A 19,394-nucleotide genomic window follows, 5' to 3' on the forward strand; every position below is an offset into this window, starting at 1 on the left:
ATAAGCCAATGCGTTTTTTATCAGTTAACGTTGATTGTTTTCTGATTGAGCTTACAAGCCTAGAAGAAACTTTGGCCTTGTACAATACATTGCAAAACAGGCCATTAAATGGAATTAAAGACCTAGTCCCTGCTGCCAAAACAATTTTGGTTTTTTTCAACGAGATCGAAACCAACTTTAAGACGCTGGTTGCTTCAATTCAGAGCCTCAAAGTTGATGCTGGATTTGAGCGTAGTGGTCAAGAAGTGATAGTCCCGATTCGTTACGATGGTGAAGACCTTGCACAGGTGGCTGAGTTGCAAGGGCTGTCTGTTGTTGATGTGATTAGAAAACATCAGCAAAGCATGTGGAATGTTGCTTTTATTGGTTTTGCGCCGGGCTTTGCTTATATGAGCAGTCCTGACCGACCTTTTACCGATATTCCACGCTTAACGGTTCCGCGTAAAAAAATACCTGCAGGCTCGTTAGGCTTGGCTGGGAGATATTCTGGTATTTATCCGAAAGACAGTCCGGGTGGCTGGCAACTGATTGGTACTACTTCAGAAAAAATGTGGGATTTAGAGCGTCAAAATCCAGCGCTCTTGTTGCCGGGCATGACGGTACATTTTAAAGATGTCACGCATCGTCCGACAACGGTGAATATACCGCAGCAGATCACGAGCACAGTTGAGCCAAAACAGTCGGTGCCATTGTTTAGCATCACTGCGCCCAGTTTACAGATGCTGATTCAAGATGAAGGACGTTTTAACCAGACCAAGCTAGGGGTGGGTATTGCAGGGGCAATGGACGTATCTGCGATGCACAGTGCCAATCGTCTTGTAGGTAATCCAACTGATACGCCCGTGATTGAAGTTTTAAATGGTGGCTTAAAGGCCAAACTGCAGCATGCTGCTGTGATTGCAGTGACAGGCGCCATCTCAAAAATTCGCGTGAAATTTGCCGATGGTCAAACTGCAGATTTTGCCAGTTATCAGCTCATTGATCTGGATGACGGTGATGAGTTTCACATTCAGCCGCCTACAGCGGGGCTGAGAAACTATCTTGCCGTTCGTGGTGGCATTGAGGTTCAACCTGTTTTAGACAGTGCTTCATTTGATAGTTTGGCTGTGTTAGGGCCAGAACCGCTAAAACTTGGTGATACCATTTATCAGGGGCGGGTCAAAGTCACCAATATCAGCATTAACGAAGTGGCTCAACTAAATCTGCCCAAAGTCGGTGATCTGGTTGAGCTCGATATTGTGATGGGCCCACGCACTAATTGGTTTGAACCAGACAGTATAGACCTACTCTGTCAGCAGGAATGGCTGGTGACCAATGAAAGCAATCGCGTTGGACTTAGACTGTCAGGTGCTGAACCTTTAACTCGCAAAATTAGCCATGAACTGGAAAGTGAAGGTGCGTGTATTGGCGCTTTGCAGATTCCACCCAGTGGTCAGCCCGTCTTGTTTATGAATGATCACCCTTTAACGGGTGGCTATCCCGTCATTGCTGCGGTTGCAAAACATCATTGGGATTTGGTGGCACAGATTCCTGCGGGTTGCTGGATTAAATTTAAAAAAATTGCTGAATTGACAGATTTTGAGAATAAAAGATGAAAACTGAAAAATTATTGATCGCCAATCGTGGTGAAATTGCCGTCCGTATTATTCATGCTTGCCGTGATATGGGCATTGCATCGGTCGCGCTATATGCCGATGACGATATTGGCAGCATGCATGTCGAGCTTGCCGATGAGGCTTGGGGCTTGGCTGGTGCGACTGCCAGTGAAACCTATTTAAATATTGCGGCCATTATCGAGATTGCAAAAAAATCCCAAGCCACGATGGTGCATCCGGGTTATGGCTTTTTATCTGAACGTGCCGAATTTGCCCAAGCGGTGCTTGATGCAGGCTTAAAATGGGTGGGGCCTTCACCAAACGCGATTGAAAAACTGGGTGATAAAATTGAAGCGCGTAAAATAGCAGCTTCGGTGGGTGCACCTTTGGTTCACGGGACGCAAGACCCGCTCAACAATGCTGATGAAGCTTTGGATTTTGCCAAACAGTTTGGTTTGCCGATTGCGATTAAAGCTGCATTTGGTGGTGGCGGTCGAGGTTTAAAAGTGGCTTGGAAACTTGAAGAAGTCAAAGAGCTGTATGATTCGGCGGTACGTGAGGCCAAAGCTGCTTTTGGTCGTGGTGAATGTTTTGTCGAGCAATATCTGAATCAACCCCGTCATGTTGAAGCTCAAGTGATTGCTGATCAACATGGCAATATTGTGGTGCTGGGGACACGTGATTGTTCATTGCAACGCCGTAACCAGAAGTTAGTCGAAGAAGCACCTGCACCATTCATTAGTGATGAGACTTACCAACAAATCTTAAGCTCGGCAAAAAACATCTGTCAGGCAGCCAACTATGTCGGCGCAGGCACAGTGGAATATTTACTCAGCAGAGATGGCAAGCTGTCATTTTTAGAAGTAAACACCCGTTTACAGGTTGAGCATCCTGTTACTGAAGAAACCGCAAAGGTGGATTTAGTGGTAGAACAAATCCGTGTTGCACAAGGCCATGAACTTTCGATTAAAGCGACACCCAAAGTTCAAGGTCATGCCATTGAGTTTCGTATCAATGCCGAAGACCCAGCACGCGGTTTTATTCCTGCTTTTGGGGTATTGAGCTTGTTTGAAGCACCGTTTGGTCATGGTGTGCGAGTCGATACAGGCGTTCGCACGGGTTCATTGGTCTCCAGTCATTTTGACTCACTCATGGCAAAACTGATTGTGACTGGCCCAACCCGTGAGGTTGCGATTGCTCGTGCCAAACGTGCCTTAAAGCAATTTAAAATTGAAGGGGTTGCTTCGGTTCTAGACTTTCATCGTGCGGTACTCAATGAGTCTGACTTTACAGATGAATTTAATGTACATACCCGCTGGATCGAAAATGACTTTAAACAAGAGTTAAAGCCAAGCAAGCGTGGTATTCCAAGCCATCAACAACCGATGTTGCTCAGTTATATTGAAATTGATGGAAAATTACATCGTTTAGGCTTACCAGCAGGTATGTTTGCACAAGGTTCAGTAACAACGACAACGCCAGCACAATCTTCCGAGCCAGAAATACGAGCTGAGCATTTACTTGCACCCATTCATGGGGTAATTAGCGCTTGGAAAGTTGCGCAGGGTGAGCAGGTTACAGAAGGACAAGTGGTGGCCATTATGGAAGCCATGAAAATGGAAGTCCCTGTGTTGGCACATCGCAGTGGCATAATAAAAAGCATGGTAGAGCAGGGAAGTACCAATCAAGCAGAATCAATTATTGGCATGATTGAGTGAGGCTTGAAACAGGTCTTTATTGCTGAAATTGAAGCGTGGATTGTATAAAAAAGAGGCAATGATTTGCCTCTTTTTTATTTCATAACGAATGAAGATTTATTTAAGTTCGTAATCAGCTAACAGACCTTTATGATCGTAGTGCAGTACAATATTTTTGGAATTCTGAATTTTTGCTAAATCATCCATTGGAATGAAAAAACATTCTGCCAATAAAGATGGACTAACATTGTTGATTGTGGTTTTTTCAGTCTTGCGGTAGCGTAACCAATTATAGCTGGCCCATAACAATAAAGAGGTACAGCACATCGCAACGATCAGTGTTAACCAGAAGAAATTATGGATCTGTACGCTGATCTGTTCTGCAAAAATATAATTTTTAATTAATTTACCTTGGTATAGCCATAAAAATATTGCCAATAAGGGTAAAAACAGCAGTGTCCAGAGTGCCCAACCGATGCTTTGAAGTAAATAGTGTGCGCCTTTGTTTTTTACATATTGCTGTTGGTCAATATATTCAGGAATATCGAGTTGTGATTCATCAACAACAATATTTGAATGGAGGGGCTTCATTCGGATTCTCCTCTAAACCCACGATCAGGGCTGACACATCTCGCTCTTTTTTTAGGTGTAAATAAGGCTTTTGGGACAGCAACAACAGTGGTTGCTGCACTGAGTATCCAGAAAAATAGTGGGTACCAAATCACCCAGAAATAATTTCTCAAGAAACGATTAGCGTCATATCGTTTGTCGATGAATAAGCTGACAAAAAACTGAATCAGACAGGTGACCGCTAAAATGACGCCGTACCACTGTGGAAATAAGGATTTAATCTGCCATGTTGGGGACAGCGGAACGACTAATCCAAGGAAAAACAGGAGAATGATCAGAAAAATGACGTATGCCCAAATCATACTGGTAATTGCTTCAAGCGCGACAGGCCACATTTTGAGTGCTGAAACTTTAAAAAGTTTGGGAAGGTAGGTTTTGATGACTTCAACGCCACCTTGAGCCCAGCGCAATCTTTGTTTCCATAACCCTTTAAAGGTTTCAGGCATATAGATGTAACACAGCGCATTTGGAACATAGTGAATATCCCAGCCAGCGAGTTGGAGTTTCCAAGAGATATCAATGTCTTCAGTGATCTTATCTTCTGACCATAAGCCCACTTGCATGAGTGCTGTTTTTCTAAAGCCGGCAATGACACCTGAAACTGTAAAAATACGTCCATAAGTTCGTTGCGCACGTTTAATTAAGCCAATAATGGATGAAAACTCACCGACTTGTAGTTTTCCCAGGATACTTGAACGATTTAAAATTCGAGGATTACCAGTCACTGCGCCGACCTGATTGAACGCCGTCAGTTGATGCATCATCCAAATCGCAGCATGTGGATGCAGCAAAGCATCCCCATCAATACAAATCAGATATTCGTATTGGCTCACCATCATGCCAGAACGTAAGGCAAACGCTTTTCCTTGGTTTTCTGCCAGATGTACAACCCTTAAACTTGGATGTTTAAGCGCCAACTCATCCAAAATATTTGCGGTATTGTCAGAGCTACCGTCATTGACCGCGATAACTTCAAATTGAGGATATTGTGTTTGTATTGCAAAACGTATGGTTTCTCGAACTTGAGCTTGTTCATTAAAACAAGGAATGATAATGCTGCATCCCTGTTCTGATATCTCGGGCAAGTGGTTTTGTTGATATTCACGTTTAAAGTAGAACCATAGACCACCGACCATCCATGTCCATGCCATGACCAATGGATAGAGAAAAGCAAATAAAAAGAGAATTTCCATTAAGCTCATGGTTGTGCTCCATGGACCTGCTGATCAATAAAAGGATTGCGATAACTGATTGGACTCTCATTTAAGCTCAGTGGCGTAAATAATTGTTCATGCACCGCTTTTGCATTATCAAAGCGGTAATTGCTTAAAACCAGTTTTTGGATTCCATGTCTTTGTAAGTTTAAAAACTGTTGTTGCAAGACCTGTAATTCTTTTGCGGAAGTTTGGTCTCGATTCACTAAGGTGACCATCAATCTGGCTTTTTGTGGGGCAGTTAAATGATCAACTTGTGCTATAAATTTTTGATAGGTTTGGAGGTGATCTAGACTGTCGATCTCAATATTCAGTAATGACACGAAGGGCAGATAGGTTTTAACAATTTGCTCTAAGCCCTGATCTGTTAAATCAGAGAGTGAAAGTTGTAGTGTTAAATGAAAGAGATTGCTTTGATTGAGATAAGGCGTGACCGCAGCTTGTACCTGCTGAGTCAGCTTTAAGATTTGAGCTTCTTTTTCCAGACAAGCTGAGTCCACAACGGTGCTATAACGACATGCAAGGAGTTGGTCTGTTTTTAAAATAATGCCATCCAGATTGGGATTATTCTGAATCAGGTCTTTACTTAAATCGACTGTTAAATGAGTCTGCTTCAGATCGGGATAAATCGGTATCTGGGCATACACCCGATGAAAAACCCGTGTTCGTGCCTGCCAATGGGTACGACTTAAAATATCCTGAGCCAGTTTTAAATGTGTGGTTGGGAAGTACGCTTGATTATCGTTTCTCTTATTATCATTAGCTAACGCATTAACGATTAAGGTATTGGTTTTTAACGCACTTAGATTGTTTAATAAGCTGCCTAATTGCTGATTAAACAAGGCATCGTCTTGTGAAAATTGAGCCAGGTCAAATTGTAAGCCGCGCATGGGTTCATACTCTTGTCGTTGACCATATTCCATAAAACCCGTGAGTTGTTCACGTAAATTTTCAGCCGTTGGATTATTCGAAACAATGCCGCGTTGAAAGGTTGCATCATTGGCATCATTTAATTTTTCCGTCCCTAAACTAAAAGACAGAGGAAAGCCTGCTTGATTGGCAATTTGAGTGACTTGTGGATTGACCGCACCATAGGGCCAAATGATTGCAAGTGCATCTATTCCTAGTTTTTGCTGTAACACCTGTTTTGATTTCACCAAGTCGTTATAGATCCGTTGACTATATTCTTGTTCAGTTTCATAGCGTTGATTGCTTAGATCATATTGTCGAGTCAGCGCAGCGGGTTTTTCATTTTTCTGTCTATTGGCCAGTACACCCCTATGCAAATCATGACTATGGCTGGCAAATTCGACTAAACCTGATTTTTGAATCTCTTGCAGTTGTTTCCAGCTCATCAAGTTATTTTGACCGTAGGCTTCATAAGCAGCTTGTGTATTACCTTCGGTCCAGCTGGTGACCAAAGCAAATACCACAGGGATTTGATATTGCTTGACCAAAGGATAGACATGGCTATATCCGCTTAAGGCGCCGTCATCAAAACTAATCAAAACTGCATTTTTAGGCAGGGGAACACCATGTTCCCGAGAGGCCATAATTTGTTTTAAGGTGATTGGAGTCCATTCAGAACGTTTCAGCCATTCAAAAAACTGCACTAAATTCTGGGTATTAATGGCATAAATATCGCGGTCACCCGTTTTCAAGACATCGTCACGGACATCATGAAAGGTCAGGCTGACAAAATGATGAGTGTCGAATTTTGCTTCGTCTGCTGCAAAGCTATAGATTGGAAAGAGGATGACACAAGCTGAGAGTATTTTAAAAATATTAGAAAATTTCATTAGAATCGTCCTCCAAAACCGAACAGGGCATAGGTTTGATTCTCATTGATGCCATCATAAGGATGTTGCTTCCAACCAATGCCATAATGCAGTGCCCAGATCCGAGACAATTGCCACTCATGTCGATATTGCGCATCAAAAATGGGTTTAGAGCCGTAATCTTGTTGCTGGAACAGCCCTGCATTGATCGAAAAATTTTGATTGAAGTGACGTTCGTAATTTCGCCAAGTCAGCCAGTCATGGCTCAAGTTGACAGCGAGGCTATAACTTTGTTTAGGACTAAAATAAGCAACGTTATCTAAACGATTTTTTCCTAAAAATGCGGAAAAACCAGCTTGTGTGGTGTGATGGGCAGTTTGAAAAATACGTTGATTATAGTTTGCAAAAAAATCATGGCGTTTATTTCCATCACTAATATCGGTGTAGCCATATCCGGCATTGGCTTGTCGGGATTCATTTTGTTGCCATTGAATCGAAGCGCTATAAGATTCGCCATTTTCACCTTGATTGATGGCTTGTAATGGAATATTGGCTTGGGTGTTGAGGGATAATGCATACTGCCAATTGTCATTGAGTTGATGTGACCAATCCGCTCTGAAGCCTTGGCGCTGACCCTCAGTATTTTGAGAGGCAACAAGCGCCAAGTTTTTACCTTTGTCTTGCCAGTGTAGGCCTAAACCAAAGCGCTGTTCTTGTAGATTGCCATCGGCATATTTTCCCCAAATATTCTGATGTTCAATAAAGAGAAGATAATTGTCTGCAATCCAAGGTGAATATAAGGAGGTATTCGATTCGCGATCGCGTGTCCCCTTGAGTGATTGTAAGAGTTGATTTTGCTCCGAACGACTACGTGAAAATCGACTTTCATGTGTAATCATCGCGTGATTGCGATCATCTAATTCCTGCCTACTTTTTATGACGCTGCTATCGTTTGGATAATCTTCAACGAGATCTTCAGTTTGCTTACGCCAAGCTTGGATATCGCCAAGTGCTTGAGTGTTTTGCATGGCATTGATCCGTGTATATTTTGAGCGAGGTTCTAAACCATTTAAACGGTCAATACTGAGTTGAGCTTGGCGAGGATTGTCACGCCAACGTTGGATTTTGGCTAAGTCATTTAAAAACTGAGCATTATTTGGAGCTTTGGCAACGGTAGCATTGAGATATTGCTCAGATAAATCGAGGCGGTTGTTATAAGCCATATTTAGAGCAAGCAGAGATAGATATTCATTTCGATCTGGGTGTACATTTTTATCGACACCTTTAGCTTCGCTGTATTCATATGTCGGAAGCAGTTCATCAGTCAAGCGAATGAGTACATTGGCATCCTGATATTTTTCTTGCTCGATCAATGAATAATACAGGGAGGTATAGAGGCTAATATCTGGGTAGTTTTTTTCAGTTAATAAGGTACGGTAGATCATCTCAGCTTCGGCTGGTTGTTTATTTGCAAGGTAGGTATCTGCAATGGCATGGCGTGTATAGGCCGGCATTTGCTCAATAGAGGGTAAGGGAACTTGCCTTAAGATGCTGAACAGCTGTTGTTTTTCCCCACGATAACTCAATGCATACAGGTAGTCATAATAGAAACGATTGAACATGGCTTGATTCGCTGGAATCTGCTGTGCAATTTGTTCGCCTTCTTTCAGAACTTGATCGAGTTGTTCAAAACTTTTTTGATCACTTTCCGCACGAGCAGATAAATATTTTTGCTGTTTGATTGCCTCATTTATGTTTTGTGAGAATTTTCCAACTCTAGTTTGCCAAGTTAGATTCTCAATTTTATCAGTGAGATGATGTTTTTGAGAAAAAGCGGTCGCCATTTCATAACTGCGAAGTGCAATTAAAATATTTAAATACTCATTTTGAATGGTTTCATTTGTTGGCTGTTGGGCATAAGCCAACTGAATGGTTTGTAAGGCAGAAGTATTTTGTTGTAATAGGCGATATACATATGCGACGAGGGCAAGTTGCTCAGCGTTCATATGCTTGGCATCAAGATTTTTTAATATCTTCGCTGCTTCAGCCTGCTGTTTATTTTCTGCAAATAATACAGATTTTAGAATTGAAACTTGTAATTCATTATGTTTTTGATAAGGTTCAAACTTTTCTAATAATACCAATGCATCAGCAAACTGTTTTTGGTCTCGTAAAAGTTTAACTGTTGCGAGCTGAGCATATTCTGGGAATTGGCTTGGTAAAATCCGCTGTGTTAAATGGGTCAAAGTAGTTTGGGGGATGCCTTGGATTTGCGAAGCTGACAAGAGGTAGTCAGCTAGAATTTTCTGTTGTTCAGGATATTGCTGTAATAGCAATTCAAGCGTTGTCAAACCTTGTGCTGTTTGTCCATTTTTAATCTGAGAAATTGCTTTTTCTCTTAATAAATCAGTGGAGTGTGCATATGAAAGATTTGAAATTAAAAAAAACAATAGACTGGTTGGAAGGAATGGCTGAATATTTTTCATAAATAATTTGATTGTTAAGTATTTCTCATTTTTATTTTAATATGTGATTTAAATCACGTATTGTCTTGCTTGTGTATAGCAATTTATTTTGTCTTATTCTAATTAAGTATTTATTTATCAGTCGCTTAAGATTTATAAATATTTCCTAGTTAAATTTCAGGATATTTTTTATGTTTTTTCTATCTGTTGCTTTGTGTATTTTGTGTGTTTACTTTTTATGCTGCGGATGAATGATGCAATTAATATTCAAGGTCATAAATTTTGGATTCGATCCATATTCAGAATAGGTGATTAAGATTTTATAAAGATATTTTTAAGTAAAATCATGAAATTGTATAATCTATCTCTTCATCTATTTATAAGTTGTAGATGAAGGACTGAGATAAGCGGGAATAGCACATATAAAAGAAATTGATTTTTACTGGAATTACAAAAAAAAATAAATGGATCTGTTGTGCAAAGTTGTTTTTTAAAAACTCATTAGCGAGCTCTTTCTACGAAAATGGAACGAGTGATTTCACCCAAGAAGATCAAGGCAACGTCCTTTTTGAGATAAAGCTGGCTCTTATCGCTTGGGCGAGCATTTACTTGATGGTGCAATCTATTGATAAGTTTGTCTTGAATAATATTTACACTTTTCTTTTACAGAGTCTTGCAGACATTTCTTAAATTTGTAATCCTTGTTCAAAGGGTGTCTAGTTGAACTTAGGCAGGTGTTTGTTGTAGTCGGGCCGCTACAACTTAATTAAAGAGCACCTGTATGTTTAATCTAAAGATTTTTGACACAATCTCTACGGAAGTATTGACTTTAAAAAGTGATCTTGAACTGAATACAGAAATTCAACTGATCACAAAATATAAAAGTTCGCACTCCGAAGCCTATAAAAAAGCCATCGTTTTAATATTTAAAGAACGAGGTTATTCAAGCTTGGAAATAGGGCAACTATTAGGTTCCTGATTCTTAGATTTGTTTATTAAATCAAGATCACAGAAACGATACACTGCTAACTATATGTATTTATTTGAAATATAATCAGTTCTGGAAAATTGTTTAGCGGATATAACAGTATTGTTTAGTCAATATGCTATATTACTTCAATTTTTTGGGTTGCTGATATGAATATAGAGCAAGGTAATTTAAACCTATTTCATTTTATAAATGCCTCTGAAAACGCGTCTGAATTTACAATAAAGCTTGCGATATTTGTTGCTAATGATTTGTTATATTTAGTGGTTTTAGGTTTTTTGATTGCTTGGCTAAAAGGGAGTTTTGCTGTTAAAAAGCAAATTGTTAAAGCGACAATTTTTACTTTAATTGCTTTTATTGTTAGTCAGCTCATCTCGAACTATTTTTATTATCATCGTCCTTTTGTTGCAGAGATTGGACGGACGATTATAGAACATGCGCCGAGTGGATCATTCCCAAGTGATCATATGCTATTTTTTAGCACCATCGCTTTCTCATATCTATTTTCTCAGCAAAAGCGTATCGGTTATATCTTCTTAATTCTTGCATGGTTTGTGGCGTGGTCTCGTGTTTATTTAGGGGTTCATTATCCTTTGGACATGATCGGGGCATTTACGCTTGCACTGTTACTCAATTTGGTCGGCATCTCGATCTGGCAGAAATATGGAAATTACTTGGTGAGTTGGATTTTAAAAGTTTACCAATATGCATTCTCAAAATTTATCAAAAAGGGATATATACGCTAACGATTCAGTTTCAATTAAGCTAAGTGTTTTAATCTAAAACTACGGTTTAACCGTAGCAAGCAAAGCAATACTTTAGCCACATTCTCCAGATGTGGCTTTTTTTTGACGATTTAAACAAGTCAGTTAGATAATTTCAGATGGGCACAATTCTTTAGCTGTGGGTATGGCTAGTTCATGTATCAATAATATTGACTCAAAATTTAATCAGGAAAGTTTAGGCGCAGTTTCCTTCATTAATATCCGAACACGTGCTTGGATTAGCATCAAGATGGGGACTAATGCCATCTCAAAATATGCCGCATGATTCGGAAATAGCAACTTATACTAATCCTTTATATTTGGGTATTAAGGTGGTGCAAAGAATATATTTGGAAGCTGCTAATTTTTCACAGGTAAAGTGGGATATTGTACCAGTGTTTATTTGGCCAGTCGTCATTTTGTCTTTAGCAGCATGGCTGTTTTGAAATCACTTGTCCCAAGATCCGTAGAGATGGAGATGATCAATTGTATTTAATCCAGCTAGATAAATTAAACTCGATACTTTCATGGATTGGAAAAAATCTTATATGATTTTGTAAAATATTTAGCTTAGATCATTCTAAGCATTAATCGTGTTGCTTAGTGTAAAAATGTAATAAAAATCAAGTATACTTCTCCAAACATTTTTATTAGATTGCTATGAATTTAAAAATATTAAGCCTATGTTTTATAGCAACTTTTTTAGGGGTGGGCTGTGGCGAGCAACCGAATAAAATTGCAGAATACTCAGAGGCGAGAAAACAATTTGATTTGATTGATCAGAAAATCAATGCACTCATGGATATCTTAGATAGCCCTCAGACAGAGCGAGCAAAACTGTTACAAGTCTTGTGCCATGATTATCCTGAGATATTTGAGAAGCAATACATCCCTGCATTATTGAAACTGGCATCCAAAGAATACACCGAGAAACAGTTAAGGAACGAACTGGAACTCGTTATGTCCTATTATGAACATAAATTACTGATCCGCTGCGAATAATGCATGTTTTGTGTATGAGGCACTGTGCTTGATGCAATTCTGTCTTTATAAATAGACAAATAACAAATAAGTCACCCCTTAACCTGAGTGCTAAGGGGGACTAGAGGAGTACAGGAATTCCGCTATTCCTATAGCATCGTTGGAACTTCTTCTGGGCGCATATCGAAGATCAGCACTTCCGCATGCTCTCCGTTGCGAAAAGACAAGGTTCCACCTTCTCGGATACGGGCTGCATCACCTGCATTGAATGTGTGACCATTGATCTCTAAGTGACCTTTAGCAACATGAAGATAGACATAGCGGCCTTCAGGAATATTGAATTCAGCACTTTCATCACCATCGAATAGACCAGAATAAATATTGATATCCTGTTTAATAGTTAATGTCTTATCACCACCTTTGGGTGAAATCATCAAGTGCAGTTTGCCGCGTTTATCTTCAGGTGAAATATGTAATTGTTGATAGCTTTGTTCAGTATTCGCTTCATTGGGTACTACCCAAATTTGTAAGAAGTGAACCTCTTCTTGTGCAGAGTGGTTGTATTCACTGTGGGCTACACCACGGCCTGCACTCATCAATTGAATATCACCAGGAACAATGACTGACCCTGTCCCCATTGAATCTTTGTGCTCCAATGAACCCTCTAATACATAGGAAATAATTTCCATATTGCGGTGAGGGTGTGTCCCAAAGCCTTTAGAAGGGGCAACGATATCTTCATTGATTACCAGCAAATCAGAAAAGCCAACTTGTTTTGGATCCCAATAATCTGCAAATGAAAATGAGTGGCGCGACTTTAACCAGCCATGATGTGCGGCACCTCTTTCATGAGCTAAACGTATATCAAACATCATCATTCTCCTTATTCATTGTTTTAACTGAGTTTAGTTTAATTTATTGGTTTTAAGTTTCATCTAGAAGAAATGGAACGTATTGTTCTAATTTTATGATGTATCAAGAGTACGACAATAAAACATTTGTTGAACAAAGCGAAGCTCTATTGATGGCATAAAAGCGTTTATCGGAAGCGCAATGATCGAGATGATGGCTTAAAGCTTATTCTTCGTTCGTTGAGATTGGGGGAGTCAGGAGCGGACGATAGGTCAGGAAGAGAAATCATATTGTGTGTAAAAATAGACAATTTTACTGTCTAAAATGCTAATAAATTTCAAATGAAAAAGTTTATGGTTATTTTGATCATATATAACTAAGGTTTGGATGTGGTATATAAAAAAACGATAGTATCGGAATATCGGAAAAGAAATAGAGAAAATGAAGTTGGAGTGAGTAAGTTTTACCTAAAAAGTTATCTGGTTTTTTTGTTAATGATGTGTTTATGGAATACCAATATTGGATATGGTTCTTTGTTCTTATATTTTTTAAATTTTGCTCTTGAAATAGTAAGTGAGTTTTATTTTTTAGTTGGCTTTTCTCTTATATTCAGTTTTATTGTAATTTTGTTTTTGGTTTTTATGATGTTTCTAATAGAGTTATTTTTCCTAAATAAAGAGCTATAAAATTTAGTAACTGTATTTTTTGTGTATTTAGGGAATAAAAAATAATGCCGATTTAATTTTACTATCGGTTTTGCAATGTTTCAATTTGATGATAAAAATTTTGTTTAATCGATGAAGAGGTAAGATAAAATATCAATTTTAAAATAAAGATTTAATAATATTTTTAAAAAACTGAGATTAGAAATGTGAATACAAATATCCTTTAACTGTCATTTTTATGTAGACATCACCCTCTGTGCTCAAAAACTTCCTTGAAATGATAAATTTTTTTATTGAAATGATAATTTTTTTATTGAGTTTTCAAGTAGATTCTTAGCATTATCTGTGACAAAAGTCACAAAAAAATACTTTTTTGTTTTGCATGCAAAGAGGTAAAAGATCAACGTACTGTGAATTTTTTAAATTGATTAAATAATATACTTACATGATTGGTTTTGTGATTCCTTCTTGGAGGTGTGGTTTTTGATATGATGTAGAGTAGGTAGTATGGTGTTGAGTCATCCTAATCAAGTTAAATTAGTATCAAGTGCGATGCTTAATTTATTGATTTATTTCTGTGTAAAAAATGATCTTAAAAATGCAAAGTATTTGAGCGAATATAAAACAAATCAGTTGATCCCATTTGATGAGTGGGCCGAATTGTTAGATGAGATTAATCAAAAATATCCCAAGCCAACACTAGGGCTGGAAATATCAAAATATGCTCAGCCTAAGCATCTTGGTATATTGGGTTATATTGGGTTGTCTTGTGAAAATATATTGGAGGTGTTAAATTTTTTTATAAAATACCAAAGACTTTTTTGTGAGACTAAACCAGCAAAAATGTCTGTCTCTGATAAATTTATTGTCATAAGCTGGGGGGTAGATCCTTATAGTAAAAATAATGCACTGATAGATGAGGTGCTAATGGGGGTTTTCTATGTATTTTTAAATCAATTAGTTCATCCTAATATTATCGAAGTACATCAGGTTGATTTTTGTGTAGAGAAAACAAAAAATTTTTATAATTATGAAAATTTTTTTGGATGTCCTGTTGTATTAGAAAGTGAAGAAGTTGCAATCTACATCTCAATGAATAGTCTTGATCTAAAAGTATCCAATGCTGATCCAGTACTAAATGATATTTTACTGAAGCAAGCAAACTTATTACTTTCTAAACGCCCTCATCTTGATGTTTTTGATGAGTTGATCCAAAAAACGCTGATTCAAGCGGTAAAGAAGGGGAATATTAGTGTTGATTATGTTGCACATAAAATTGGTTTGCCGTCTCGTATATTACAGTTAAAATTAAAGCAACAAGGCTATACCTTTAAAGAAAAGCTGAACCAAGTACGTCGAGATTTAGCTTTTGATTATCTTGCGGATCTGAATTTAAGTATTCTTGATATTTCGATGCTGTTGGCTTATCAAGAGCAAACCTCATTTATCCGAGCATTCAAAGCGTGGACGGGGATGAGTCCTTTACAATATCGAAAGAAAAAAATCTTAAATCATCATTCATAATTTTATTTGTGTTGCAGGAGGTTGACCAAGTTCTAGTCACGGTTTGATTTAGTAGTTTTCAAGCTTTATCAAGTTTGATAATGAAACATAAGCGCCATTATAGTGAAATATAAATCGCTGCTTCAGTTGAGGCTGAACACACAAAACTGTCAAAAAGAACCTGTTTTTTGTCAATATCCATTTACATATTCAAAAATGTAAATGATAATTAATATCATTTATTGCTTTTATGCTATTGAATGATGAATAATTCTCTTACCCCATTTCCATCACGCTTGCTTGACACTCTTTATACCGACTGCGAGGGCCTCCACTGCAATCTTTAAGTCGAAGCTTTGCTGTTAATTTTTTACATTATTGTTTTTTATTTAATTTTTTGGTTGTTTTGTGGCCTGTTTAGGCTGCTGATGAATTTTTATCTTTTGGTGAAGATGTATGTCTCAATCCCTCTCTCAAACAATGGTAATAAAGCCACTTGTAATGGCTATGGTTTTATCTATGAATTTATTGACCACATCTGCCTATGCCGATAGTAGGACAGGGGGGGCTTTGGTGAGTACTACGATAAAAGAACAAACCGTACAAGAAATATTGTTCAAGACCAAGGCACAGAATCAAATCTATCAGATGACCCCCATTGTTGTGCAAGCGGAGAAAGAAGATACCATCCAGTTTGGGCAGAGCGTATTAAATCAAAAAGCCATTGATCGTTACCAAGCCAACAATGTGGCTCAATTGCTGGATCATATGCCGAGTGTGGGGTCAGCAGGCTCACCACGACCAGGCGGGCAAACCATTAATATTCTCGGCATGGGTGGGGTTGAGGATGTACCAATTACTTTGGATGATTCGGTCAAAAGTTTTGATAAATATCGTCAAGGCTCAGTTTTTATCGAACCAGAACTCTTAAAGAAAATTACGGTGGATAAAGGCCCTCACAATGTTGAAGTCGGTAATGGCGGCTTCGGTGGTAAGGTGACCTTAGAAACTAAAGATGCGACTGATCTGCTCGATGAGAATAAAAAGGTGGGTACCTTTGTAAAATACTCACGATTCTCCAATAATCGGCAAAATACCTATACGGGTGCGGTCTATGGAAAAACTGAGGCCGGTGGGGCTGACGGGATGTTTTACTACACCAATCGGGACAGTGGTGATGTTAAACGTCCAGATGGTTCTAAATTCTTATATTCAGCGCAACAGCAAGAGACCTATTTGGCCAAACTGAATTTTCATCCGACAGACAGTCAAAAAATCAGTTTGAATGCGATGCAAAGTGGGCATACAGGGTGGGAACCTTTTGCTGCTATGCGAGATCAGGATGCGGTGCCCACTGAGGCAGATATCAAGAAATATGGTTATGAGGAAGCATGGAAACGTCGTTTGGTTTATCGTGATCAAAATGATAGTAGCTATTCAGTGGGCTATGAGTTAAACCCTGAAGCAAATCCCTATGTGAATTTGAAAGCAGTCGTTTCTTATTCAAAGACTGACCAGCATGATCAAAGATTACCAAGTGTAAGTGGCTCGGCTGCAACACTGGGCAATGAAAGCTGGGTGACTTATACCAATACCGCATTTAAACTCAGTAATATCAGTGATATTGCGACTGAATATGGGATGCATAAAGTAAAGGTCGGGGCGCAATATCAAAAAATGGAGCAGAATTCGCTCATTTATGATAAGAATAATGCTAAAAAACCTGATTATAATTTTGGTTATTATGAGCCAAACTATATGCCTTCAGGCAAACAGCAAATGCTCAGTGGCTTTGTAGAAGATCAATATCAGGTTGCCAATTTCACGATTACACCATCACTTCGTTATGACCATATTACCAATACCGGTAATCCGAACCGAGCACCCCGTTATAATGACCCCAGTGCAGGACATGATTATTCAAGCAAAACTTATACGGGATGGTCGCCGCGTTTAGCCTTGGCATGGAAGCAGGCAGATTATCTCACCTGGTTTGCCAATATCAGTAAAACTTGGCGTGCCCCTCGTGTAGACGAGCAATATTATGTGCAATCCGCTATGACCTCGGTGCCATCCACCAGTCGTTACTTATTACCTGAAAAAATGTTGGCGATCCGTTTAGGGAATGAAATGAACTTTGATGATCTTTTTTCGACAGAAGATCATTTGCAAGTTCGCTTGACCTATCATCACAATCGTGGCGGTGATGAAATTTTCCGTAATCGGTCAACGTTTTGTAAAGCACAAGCTGAAAATAATGCCAATGGTGGTAATGGCAGTATCAATGACTGTAATGGAAATTATAAGCACGGTTTTTACCGCAATGTCACCGACTATACCATTAAAGCTTATGAAGCTGAGATTTTCTATAATCAGCCCACTTGGTTCACGGGTTTAACCTATTCGTATATTCGGGGGCAACGTGATAACTCACCTGTCAATCCATGGTTTGAGCAAAAAACATGGATGACGGATATTCCACCGAAAAAGGCAACAGCAACACTGGGGGTAAATGTGCCTGAACATCATCTCACTATGGGCTGGCGCGGAATTTTTGTGGCTAAACAAGATCGGAGTTTGTCGGATAATGATAAATCGATTGCGGCATCTTCCTTTTCTTTACCTAAGACCAAAGGTTATTCCCTACATGGTGTTTATGCGGATTGGCAACCTATAGGGGAAAAAGGGCCTAGATTGAACCTTTCAATCGATAACTTATTTAATCGAGACTATAAAATGTATTTAGGTGAATATATGACGGGTACAGGTCGAGATTATAAACTCAGTATTTCCCAGACCTTCTAAACCCAGACGGATGACTTTAGTGCTCCAAATGAAATACAGGTGGCATTGTTAGCCACCTGTATTTTGTTTGAACGGCATAATTTTTAGTTCTAAAGGCTGAAATTTTCACGATATGATAATTTTTTGCATATTTGATGTTAATTTTTCTGAGGTTGTTTTTTATACAATAAGGTGAGCTTGCATAGAGCACCGAGAATGAAGAAATGGATTTGCTTAACATGCGGAAAATATAAAAACGTTGAACCAGAAGCTTTTAAAGCAGGACAAATTGTATTTTTTTATCAATTTAGAATTGAAGCAGAAGAAATCTATAAAATAATAAGAAAGGGGGTGATACTAAAAAGAAAAGCTCAGGTTTTAACCATCTTGGATTGTGGGGAAATTTTCTATCTAAAAGATAATGATGTTTATCCTGAAGATGCGCCAGTTAACTTTATTTATAATATGTTTGGGGAGTGTATTTGTATTCTAGATTGATTTTTAAAGTAATACATTGATATTCATTGGTTTGTAATAAGTTCTTTAATTGTGAACTGCTTCAGCGAGCTTATGCCGTAATCTAGGAATTGAAAAATCTAAAAAAAGTTTGGTTGTCAGTAATACATTTTGTCGTGTAGGAATAAGTGCATTCACAAGCGAATCTTGAGGGGACCATCCTGAGTGTGTTTCAAATACATTGACAAATTGACCTGATTTCAATTCATCGATACATAAATACAAAGGCAAGACAGCAACCCCCATGCCTTGTTGAACGACTGATTTAAGTACAGACATATTGCCACAACCAATATAAGGCTCAAGTTGAACCATATGCAGATCATGATTTGCGTTTAAAAACACTTTGGATACCAAGTTATTTTGAACTGAAAGGGCGATAAAGTTAAGGTTCTTGAGCTGGTCGGGGTGATGAAGCTTTTGCTTGTCACTCATATAGTTCTGACTAGCAACCAACACCATCGGTAAATCACAGATCGGACGGACAATGAGACTGGAGTCATTTAGTAGTTTGGAGGAGATTCGGAAAACCAAGTCGACCTGTGCATTGATCAAATCAATATTGTGGTCTGATGTATTGATGATCAGACGTATCTTTGGGTATTCATGCAGGAATAAATCAAGAAGAGGCAATAACGCTTCTTGGGCAAAAGTTGAGGAGCAGCCGATTCTTAATGTGCCTTTAGGATCACCCGCAAGATCCGTTGCAACAGCATAAGCATTTTGTGCTGCCTGTTTTAAGGCCTTTGCATGAATATAAACTTCTTCACCAGCTGGTGTAAGTGCAACATTTCTTGTATTTCGATGTAAAAGGCGCACCCCAATTCTGTTTTCAAGGTTTGCAATATGTCGACTGAGTTTGGAACGTTGTATGCCGAGATTGCGTGCAGCAGCAGAAAAACCAGTGTGTTCCACAACTTCAGCAAATAACAAAAGATCATCCAGTTTTTGCATGACGCTTT

General features: G+C 38.7%; 15 protein-coding genes. 9 read left to right on the forward strand and 6 right to left on the reverse strand.

Going from position 1 to position 19,394, the window contains the following annotated elements; translation table 11 throughout:
- Positions 1-8: 8 nt before the first annotated feature.
- Positions 9-1,595 (forward strand): urea amidolyase family protein, encoded by a 1,587-nt coding sequence (locus Aba26S_RS09105; RefSeq protein WP_043971548.1) that lies wholly within the window; start codon positions 9-11, stop codon positions 1,593-1,595.
- A complete protein-coding gene (locus Aba26S_RS09110; RefSeq protein ID WP_043971550.1) occupies positions 1,592-3,313 on the forward strand; it encodes a biotin carboxylase N-terminal domain-containing protein in 1,722 nt (573 codons plus the stop codon). Before Aba26S_RS09105 ends, Aba26S_RS09110 begins: the two co-directional genes overlap by 4 nt.
- A 96-nt stretch (positions 3,314-3,409) precedes the next feature.
- On the opposite strand, the gene pgaD is transcribed toward Aba26S_RS09110, so the two are convergent.
- The 4 genes from pgaD to pgaA are packed head-to-tail and all read right to left on the reverse strand — an operon-like array spanning position 3,410 to position 9,400.
- Positions 3,410-3,883 (reverse strand): poly-beta-1,6-N-acetyl-D-glucosamine biosynthesis protein PgaD, encoded by a 474-nt coding sequence (gene pgaD, locus Aba26S_RS09115; RefSeq protein ID WP_043971552.1) that lies wholly within the window; start codon positions 3,881-3,883, stop codon positions 3,410-3,412.
- Positions 3,880-5,124, reverse strand: a complete 1,245-nt coding sequence (gene pgaC, locus Aba26S_RS09120; RefSeq protein ID WP_043971554.1) for a poly-beta-1,6-N-acetyl-D-glucosamine synthase — start codon at positions 5,122-5,124, stop codon at positions 3,880-3,882. The genes pgaD and pgaC overlap by 4 nt, the downstream gene beginning before the upstream one ends.
- Entirely contained in the window at positions 5,121-6,935 is a 1,815-nt protein-coding gene (gene pgaB, locus Aba26S_RS09125; RefSeq protein WP_043971556.1) for a poly-beta-1,6-N-acetyl-D-glucosamine N-deacetylase PgaB, read from the reverse strand. Before pgaB ends, pgaC begins: the two co-directional genes overlap by 4 nt.
- Positions 6,935-9,400 carry a poly-beta-1,6 N-acetyl-D-glucosamine export porin PgaA gene (pgaA, locus tag Aba26S_RS09130; protein ID WP_043971558.1) on the reverse strand — a complete coding sequence of 822 codons (2,466 nt, stop codon included), beginning with the start codon at positions 9,398-9,400 and terminating at the stop codon, positions 6,935-6,937. The genes pgaB and pgaA overlap by 1 nt, the downstream gene beginning before the upstream one ends.
- Before the next feature lie 760 nt (positions 9,401-10,160).
- On the opposite strand from pgaA, the gene Aba26S_RS21390 reads away from it, so the two are divergent.
- From Aba26S_RS21390 to Aba26S_RS09150, 4 genes are all read left to right on the forward strand, one after another.
- Positions 10,161-10,358 (forward strand): hypothetical protein, encoded by a 198-nt coding sequence (locus tag Aba26S_RS21390; RefSeq protein WP_005243137.1) that lies wholly within the window; start codon positions 10,161-10,163, stop codon positions 10,356-10,358.
- 158 nt (positions 10,359-10,516) lie between these two features.
- The gene (locus Aba26S_RS09140) at positions 10,517-11,113 is read left to right on the forward strand and encodes a phosphatase PAP2 family protein (RefSeq protein ID WP_043971562.1); all 597 of its coding nucleotides are present in this window, start codon (positions 10,517-10,519) and stop codon (positions 11,111-11,113) included.
- A gap of 278 nt (positions 11,114-11,391) precedes the next feature.
- On the forward strand, positions 11,392-11,577 hold the full coding sequence (locus Aba26S_RS21395; protein WP_043971564.1) for a hypothetical protein: 186 nt from the start codon (positions 11,392-11,394) through the stop codon (positions 11,575-11,577).
- A 214-nt stretch (positions 11,578-11,791) separates the two neighbouring features.
- Positions 11,792-12,133, forward strand: coding sequence for a hypothetical protein (locus Aba26S_RS09150; protein ID WP_005243133.1), 342 nt, complete (start codon positions 11,792-11,794; stop codon positions 12,131-12,133).
- A 128-nt stretch (positions 12,134-12,261) separates the two neighbouring features.
- Here the strand turns inward: Aba26S_RS09150 and Aba26S_RS09155 are convergent, their stop codons facing one another.
- Positions 12,262-12,984, reverse strand: a complete 723-nt coding sequence (locus Aba26S_RS09155) for a pirin family protein (RefSeq protein ID WP_005243131.1) — start codon at positions 12,982-12,984, stop codon at positions 12,262-12,264.
- A 1,152-nt stretch (positions 12,985-14,136) separates the two neighbouring features.
- Between Aba26S_RS09155 and Aba26S_RS09160 the strand changes: the two genes are divergently transcribed.
- From Aba26S_RS09160 to Aba26S_RS09170, 3 genes are all read left to right on the forward strand, one after another.
- Positions 14,137-15,153 carry an AraC family transcriptional regulator gene (locus tag Aba26S_RS09160; protein ID WP_043971566.1) on the forward strand — a complete coding sequence of 339 codons (1,017 nt, stop codon included), beginning with the start codon at positions 14,137-14,139 and terminating at the stop codon, positions 15,151-15,153.
- A 435-nt stretch (positions 15,154-15,588) separates the two neighbouring features.
- The gene (locus Aba26S_RS09165; protein ID WP_043971568.1) at positions 15,589-17,937 is read left to right on the forward strand and encodes a TonB-dependent hemoglobin/transferrin/lactoferrin family receptor; all 2,349 of its coding nucleotides are present in this window, start codon (positions 15,589-15,591) and stop codon (positions 17,935-17,937) included.
- A gap of 195 nt (positions 17,938-18,132) precedes the next feature.
- Positions 18,133-18,414, forward strand: coding sequence for a hypothetical protein (locus Aba26S_RS09170; RefSeq protein ID WP_005243123.1), 282 nt, complete (start codon positions 18,133-18,135; stop codon positions 18,412-18,414).
- 45 nt (positions 18,415-18,459) lie between these two features.
- Here the strand turns inward: Aba26S_RS09170 and Aba26S_RS09175 are convergent, their stop codons facing one another.
- Positions 18,460-19,386 (reverse strand): LysR family transcriptional regulator, encoded by a 927-nt coding sequence (locus Aba26S_RS09175; RefSeq protein WP_043971571.1) that lies wholly within the window; start codon positions 19,384-19,386, stop codon positions 18,460-18,462.
- Positions 19,387-19,394 lie beyond the last annotated feature (8 nt).

The organism is Acinetobacter sp. NBRC 110496 (assembly GCF_000876115.1).
GTDB lineage: Bacteria > Pseudomonadota > Gammaproteobacteria > Pseudomonadales > Moraxellaceae > Acinetobacter.